The 4,474-nt window shown below is 59.9% G+C and carries 3 protein-coding genes; all 3 read left to right on the top strand.

Features of this window, described 5'->3' with window-relative positions; translation table 11 throughout:
* Positions 1-1,365, top strand: a 1,365-nt coding sequence (gene thrS / locus ACT67G_RS11810; RefSeq protein WP_443664356.1) for a threonine--tRNA ligase, incomplete at its 5' end; no start/stop codon positions are given.
* A gap of 239 nt (positions 1,366-1,604) precedes the next feature.
* A complete protein-coding gene (locus tag ACT67G_RS11815; protein ID WP_443664357.1) occupies positions 1,605-2,639 on the top strand; it encodes a TAXI family TRAP transporter solute-binding subunit in 1,035 nt (344 codons plus the stop codon).
* Between the two features lie 114 nt (positions 2,640-2,753).
* A partial coding sequence (locus ACT67G_RS11820) for a TRAP transporter permease (RefSeq protein ID WP_443664358.1) occupies positions 2,754-4,474 on the top strand: 1,721 nt, incomplete at its 3' end.

Here is a 4,474-nt window from a genome sequence, read left to right on the forward strand (position 1 = left end):
CACCTGGACTCCACCGGCCGCATCAAGGGCAACGCCATCAAGCTGACCGCCTGCAACGCCGCCTACTGGCGGGGCGACTCCAACCGTCAGACCCTTCAGCGGATCTACGGCATCGCCTTCCCCAAGAAGGACGAGCTGGATGCCTACCTCCAGCGCATCGAGGAGGCCAAGAAGCGGGATCACCGCAAGCTGGGCAAGGAACTGGGATTGTTCATGCTGCGGGACGAGGGCCCCGGCTTCCCCTTCTTCCTGCCCAAGGGCATGGTGCTGAAAAACACCCTCATCGACTACTGGCGCCAGGTCCACAAGAAGTACGGCTATGTGGAGATCTCCACCCCCATCATCCTCAACCGCAAGCTGTGGGAGCGGTCCGGCCACTGGGATCACTACAAGCAGAACATGTACACCACCGTCATTGACGAGGAAGATTACGCCATCAAGCCCATGAACTGCCCCGGCGGCATGCTGGTCTACGCCAGCGAGCCCCACTCCTACCGGGATCTGCCCCTGCGGGTGGGCGAGCTGGGCCTGGTGCACCGCCACGAGCTCTCCGGTGCCCTCCACGGACTGTTCCGCGTCCGCTGCTTTACCCAGGATGACGCCCATGTCTTCATGACCCGGGAGCAGATGAAGGACGTGATCCAGGAGACCGTGCGTCTCTTTGATGAGGTGTATTCCACCTTCGGCCTGAGCTACACCATCGAGCTTTCCACCATGCCCGAGGACCACATCGGCACCGTGGAGGAGTGGGAGCGCAACCAGGATATCCTGAAAAACGCCATCACCGAGATGGGCAAGACCTTCGTCATCAACGAGGGCGACGGCGCTTTCTACGGCCCCAAGCTGGACTTCCATCTGGCCGACTCCCTGGGCCGGACCTGGCAGTGCGGCACCATCCAGCTGGACAGCCAGCTGCCTGAGCGCTTCGAGCTGGAGTACACCGGCGAAGACGGCCAGAAGCACCGCCCCGTCATGATCCACCGCGTAGTGCTGGGCTCCATCGAGCGCTTCATCGGCGTCATCACCGAGCACTTTGCCGGTGCGTTCCCCGCCTGGCTGGCGCCTGTCCAGGTGAAGGTCCTGCCCGTCACTGACCGGGCGGAGGCCTATGCCAAGGAAGTGTCCGCCAAGCTGGATGCCGCCGGCTTCCGGGTGGAAGTGGATGAGCGCAACGAGAAGATCGGCAAGAAGATCCGGGAGGCCACCCTGGAGAAGATCCCCTACATGCTGGTGGTAGGCGACCGGGATATGGAGAACCAGACGGTCTCCGTCCGTCACCGCTCCGGCGAGGACAAGGGCGCCATGAGCCTGGACGCCTTTGCAACCATGCTGAAAGAAGAAGTCGATACCAAGGCCATTTTGTAAGTTTCTCCCACACCGCTTCCGGCAGCCGCCGGAAGCGGTGTTTTTTCCCCATGAAGGGCTTCTTGCAGGAATACTTTCGGGACAATGCAAAAACTGCACTAAAATTGCAAGATATAATTCGCAAACTGCAAATAAACAGAAAAAAGTTCAAATCAGGCCTTGAAAAATGAAAGAAGTTGGGATATGATATGCAGGTAATTGCAGGGAGTAGCTACCCAATCAAGAAAAGAGGTTGCGAAATGAAAAAGTTTTTGTCTTTGCTTCTGGCAACGCTGATGCTGGCGTCCGTGCTCTCCGGCTGCGGCGGCACCACGGATGAGACCACCACCGACGATACCACTTCTGAGGAGACCACCGGTTCCGAGACCAGCGGCGATGCCACCGGCTCCGGCGTGGAGCTGAAGTTCTCCACCGGCGGCGACCAGGGCACGTATTACGGCTTCGGCAGCGTGCTGGCCCAGGCCATCACCTCCAGCGGCACCGGCACCAAGGTCACGGCTGTCACCAGCAACGGCTCTCAGGACAACATCGAGCAGATGCAGATGAACACCCGTCAGCTGGGCTTCGTCCAGTCCGACGTCATGAGCTATGCCTATGAGGGTACCAACCTCTTCGAGGGAATGCCTGTCACCGATTTCTCCACCGTGGCTGCTTTGTACATGGAGCAGGTTCAGATCGTCACCTGCGATCCCGACATCAAGACCGTGGCGGATCTGAAGGGCAAGAGCGTGTCCATCGGCGCCTCCGGTTCCGGTGTGTACTACAACGCCCTGGATATCCTGGCTGCCTATGACATGACGGAGTCCGACATCGACGCTCAGTATCAGGACTTCGGCAACAGCGCCGACGCCCTGCAGGACGGCAAGATTGACGCCGCTTTCGTGGTGGCCGGTGCCCCCACCGTGGCCATTACCACCCTGGCTACCGCCAAGGAGGCTTACCTGGTGAGCCTGGACGACGAGCACATTGCCAAGCTGAAGGAAGCCTCTCCCTATTATGAGGAGTACACCATCCCCGAGGGGACCTATGAGGGTGTGCCTGAGACCAAGACCGTGGCTGTGGTTGCTACCATCATTGCCCGGGACGACGTCTCTGAGGCCGATGTGTACAACATCGTTTCCACCATCTTCGAGAATGCGGATACCATTGCCCAGTCTCACGACAAGGGCAAGGAGCTGGATCTGGAGTTTGCCGCTTCCGTCACTGCTGTGCCCTATCATCCCGGCGCTGCCAAGTATTTCGCGGAGAAGGGCTTTGAAGTTCCCACCAAATAAGGGAGAACACTGTTTAAACCAAGGAACTACGGCGGAGTGATCCGCCGTAGTTCCTTGATATCGTCAACCATTCAGAACCTGTTAAGAGAATTACCAAAGTGAGGGGGAGCCCCCATGGGCCTTTTTAAGAAAAAGATGCCGGAGCAGGAGATTCCGGCCGCTGAGACGGAGCACGACACCTCCGTAGGCACCGCTGCCGATGTGGAAGCGGTGATGAAAAAGTATGACCGGGAGTCCAACACCCGTATCTGGGAGGGGACGCCCAAACTGGTGATCCGCATTCTCATGGCGATTTTCGCGGCGTACTGCATTGTGGATACCGTGTTCCTCAACACCCTGCAGGAGATCCGCCTGCCGGTATTCGTGGGGATGATCCTGCTGATCGGATTTTTGACCTTCCCTGCCAGAAAAGGCGATACCCGCGTCAACCATATGCCCTGGTACGATATCGTACTGCTGGTGGTGGGCCCCGGTGCCTATTTCTTCTACGCCGTCAACGCGGAAAAGGTCATCCGCATGTCCGCCCGGGTCATGCAGAATCACCTTTACATGATCGTGGGCCTCATCGCCATTCTGGCGCTGGTGGAGCTTTGCCGCCGGTGCGTGGGCCTGCCCATTTTGTGCGTGGCCGGTGTCCTGCTGGTGTACACCTTTGTGAACCTGATGGGTACCAACACCCTGCAGATGACCTTCTACCAGGTGATCCGCACCATGTTCTACACCACCAACGGTATCTTCGGCGGCCCCATCAACGTGTGCGCCAAGTTCATTGTGGTGTTCATCATCTTCGGTGCCTTCCTGGAGCGTACCGGCATCGCCAACTTCTTTATCAGCCTGGCCAACGCTGTGGCCGGCGCTGCTCCCGGCGGCCCCGCCAAGGTGGCGGTCATCTCCTCCGCCCTGTGCGGCATGGTGTCCGGCTCCTCTGTGGGCAACACCGTCACCACCGGCTCCGTCACCATCCCCATGATGAAGAAGACCGGCTACAAGGGTGAATTTGCCGGAGCCGTGGAGGCTGCCGCCTCTACCGGCGGACAGATCATGCCCCCCATCATGGGCGCCGCCGCCTTTTTGATGGCGGAGTTCACCGGTGAGCCTTACAGCCAGATCGCTGTGCGGGCCATCCTGCCGGCTGTGCTGTACTTCACCGGCATCTACATCGCTGTCCATCTGGAGGCCAAAAAGCTGGGCCTCAAGGGAATTCCCAAGGATCAGCTGCCCAAGCTGGGCCAGCTGGTAAAGCGGATCTATCTGCTCTTCCCCCTGGTGCTGCTGGTGGTGCTGGTGTCCACCAACACCTATACCATGGCGTACTCCGCAGCGCTGGCCATCGTGGCCACCATTGTGGTGAGCCTGCCGGACATCATTCTGGACGGCGTACATAACAGCCCCAGCGCGGGGATCGGCATGCAGCGCTCCCTGGGTGACCTGGGCGCCATGATCTTCAACTCCCTGGAGGGCGGCGCCAAGGGTTCCATCACTGTGGCTGTGGCCTGCGGCGTGGCCGGCATCATCTCCGGCTGCATCACGGTCACCGGCCTTGCCTCCAAGCTCCTCAGCGCCATCGTGAGCCTCTCCGGCGGCCATATGATGATCGCCCTGGTGCTCACCATGCTCTGCTGCATCGTGCTGGGCATGGGCGTGCCCACCACCGCCAACTACTGCATCATGGCGGCCACCTGCGCCCCCATCCTGATGGATCCCTCCATCGGCGTCACCAAGATGGCGGCTCACTTCTTTGTGTTCTACTTCGGCATCGTGGCCGACATCACGCCTCCCGTGGCCCTGGCGGCCTATGCCGGCAGCGCCATTGCCAAGGCGGATCCCATGAAGAC

This window comes from Dysosmobacter sp. (assembly GCF_052306735.1).
Lineage (GTDB): Bacteria > Bacillota > Clostridia > Oscillospirales > Oscillospiraceae > Oscillibacter.

Bases quoted from the DNA above. Each gene is read 5' to 3' on its own strand.
- ACT67G_RS11815 (WP_443664357.1), top strand. From the start codon at position 1,605: ATGAAAAAGTTTTTGTCTTTGCTTCTGGCAACGCTGATGCTGGCGTCC.